Below are 3,319 nucleotides of genomic sequence, written 5' to 3'. Positions count from 1 at the left end.
TCATATAACACTCTTTCTACTAATTTTGCAGCAGGATCTTTAACCGCACTTTGTGCCAGCAGCTTCTCTTTTTGTTGATTATCGAAATGATTGATATATGCCACTGTTGCCAAAAAGCCAGCAACACCAAGACCAACGAGCGATAAGACCAGTTTTTTCTTCATAAAATAGCACTCCTCACAGGGTAAAATAATGAAACTACAACTTAGGAGGTAGTTTCTCCTATTTACGCTCTGGTTTTATTGATTAATATCAATAGATTTAATTTGTAAAACCTATTGTTTTAATAGTTATAATTTTTGTGTGGATTTAGTGTTATAATTTTGCAATATCATATTGTATAATTTATATACAAGCCTATCACTTTTCCTAAAATTGTAGGGACTATCATGCCATTTAAATTAAATCCACTTTCTGCGCTTATCATCACCTGCTTTATTCCGGCTTACACTGTCGCTTCGGTCGTTCGTTCGGATATCCCGTATCAGACTTATCGAGATTTCGGTGAAAATAAAGGTCAGTTTCGCCCTGGCGCTGTCAATTTGCCGATTTACGGTAAAAATGGCGAGCTGATCGGCACTTTAGACAAAGCACCGATGATCGATTTTAGTGCCGCCAGTAAAGATGGAATTGGCACCTTGCTCACGCCACAATATACAGGCAGTGTTAAACATAATGTCGGTTATACCGGATTGCAGTTTGGCGGAACCGGCAATAATCCGGATTATTTACGCCACACTTATCAAATGGTGGATCGCAATAACCACGCCACACTGGATTACCACACCCCTCGCTTGCATAAGTATGTTACCGAAGTTGCACCGGCGAATATTCTCGGACTTGATAGAGATGCCTATTTGGATCAAACTCGTTTCCCTGTGCTATACCGCACCGGCAGTGGTACTCAATATGTGCGTGATCCCGAATGGAATACCACTTGGTTGGCTTACGCCTACGATTATTTAATAGGTGGAACCGTCAGTGCATTGTATAAACCGGGTTATCCGCAAGAGGTGCGGGCTAATTCCGGGCTATTATATAATTTAGAAAACAGCCCACTGACCACTTATGGTGCGTCCGGTGACAGTGGTTCAGGCTTATATGCTTGGGACACTCAAACCCAGCAATGGATCCTCATCGGCTTTCAAAAAGGAAGCTGGGGGGAAAAAGCCAATCCAACAACGACTGATACCAACTGGATGGTTTATCAAACCGCCTATAATCAAGGATTGTATGCTGAAGACACCGATCCGACGGTAAATAATACTCAAAATTTGATTTGGGCCAATAACAGTGATGGCAAAACCAGCCATTTCAGCCAGAATGATAACCAAAGCTGGACATTACATGTCAAAGATACCACTGTGCCAGATAGCTATAGTGGTGGCTATAATGTTGCCATGAATGCCGGTAAAAATATCACCTTAAACGGTAACGGTGGCAACATTTTATTGCAAAGCAGCATTAATCAAGGCGCGGGTGGCTTAACGTTTAATAATAATTATCGGGTAACCCCGGAAAGCAACCAAACTTGGCAAGGTGCAGGGATTATTGTCAATGCGGGGAAAACCGTAGAATGGCAAGTCAATGGTGTGGAAAATGACTTTTTGCACAAATTGGGCAGCGGTACTTTGCGAATCAATGCCAAAGGTAAAAATCCGGGTAGTTTAAGTGCGGGTGATGGCATCACGGTGTTAGCTCAGCAAGCGGATGAAAACGGTGCGCAGCAAGCATTTGATAAAGTGCGGTTGGCCAGTGGTCGTCCAACAGTGGTATTGCAGGATGACAAGCAGGTCAATCCGAATAATATCTACTTTGGTTATCGCGGTGGACGTTTGGATCTCAACGGTAATAACCTAAGTTTTATTCAAATTCATAATGTGGATAATGGTGCGCAACTGGTTAATCATAACGCAGAAAAAGCGGCTAATATCAGGGTAACCGGTGAACCTGAAGTGGTATTTAATACAAGAAATAACAGCCAAAGCGGCACCCCTAACACACTGTATAAACACATCAACCGCAGCGGTAACGCAGAATATTGGTATCTCAAAACAAGCACCTATACCTTTTACCCAGGGGCAGCAGGCAATTGGGCTTGGGATTATCTGGGTAATGACGAAGCTCAAGCTATCGAACGCTATTTAACACGGAAAAATGCCTTGCTATCGCCCATGTTTCAAGGTGTCTTAGGCGAAACCGATGCAAGCAAAACCAATGGTAGCTTGAATTTCAATTACACCGCACCATCGGCTTCCTCAATCTATACGCTATCCGGCGGCAGCAACCTCAACGGTGAAATCAAGGTTGATAAAGGCACATTGCTATTATCCGGCTACCCAACCTTACATGCCGAAGATGTCACCGGCGACAGGGCCGGTTATGTGTGGCGTAAAGATGTAGTCATTGACAATGATTGGGTGACCAGTCACTTTAAAGCTGACACCTTCAAAGCAACCGCTGGCGCTACCTTGCAATTGGGTAATTATGCGAATTTAGAAGGGAATATCGTCGCTGACAACAACAGCAACGTCAGTTTAGGCTACAGCAAAGGAGATAATGGATGGAACAACAGTTGGAAGTGTACCCGTAGTGACAGTAGCGGTGTCGTCAGCTGTAGCCAAACCGCACTTAGCGATGCGCTTTACGCCGATCTTCCTTATGCCAGTGTGAAAGGCAATATTACCTTAGGTGAGAACGCTAATTTAAATTTTGGCAAAACTCAATATCAAGGACAGATTCAAGCCGCCGCAAACAGCAACACTCATCTGATGCGTGACGCTAGCTGGACCATGAGCGGCAATAGTACCCTTGGGAATCTATCACTAGACGCCGGATCAGTCGTGAAATTGAATGGTAATCCGCAAAGCGGCAACTTTAACACCTTAACCGTCAATAGTAATTTAAGTGGTGATGGCCGTTTTGAATTGAACAGTACTTTTGCCGATCTAAAAAGTGACAGGGTCATTGTTAATGGTTTAGCCAGCGGTAACTATACTCTTGCCTTACATGACAGCCTGAAAGATCCAACCAGTAAAGTTAATCTACTACCCTTACTGACGTTAAATAATGCTACACAAAATTGGGAAAATGTGACAGCGACCCTTGAGAACGATCATTTGGATCTGGGGGCTTATCGTTACACATTACAGCACATTGATAACCATTTTGCCCTGTACAATGCGCTACTGCCGGATATTATCGCTAAAGAAAAGGCAGAAGCTGAAGCCGCAGAAAAAGCCCGTTTGGAAGCAGAAGCCAAAGCAGCGGCTGAAGCGGCAGAAAAAGCCCGCTTAGAAGCAGAAGCCAAAGCCGCTGC

General features: G+C 43.8%; 1 protein-coding gene. It reads left to right on the top strand.

The features are described from left to right. Positions 1–389 precede the first annotated feature (389 nt). The coding region (locus FHQ30_RS10435) for a S6 family peptidase (RefSeq protein WP_500692259.1) at positions 390–3,319 on the top strand (2,930 nt) is incomplete at its 3' end.

It is taken from the genome of Testudinibacter sp. 'clade 2', from assembly GCF_006227735.1.
Classification (GTDB): Bacteria; Pseudomonadota; Gammaproteobacteria; order Enterobacterales; family Pasteurellaceae; genus Chelonobacter.
The sequence above is the reverse complement of the archived record's forward strand: the minus strand, read 5'-3'. Positions and strand labels throughout refer to the sequence as shown.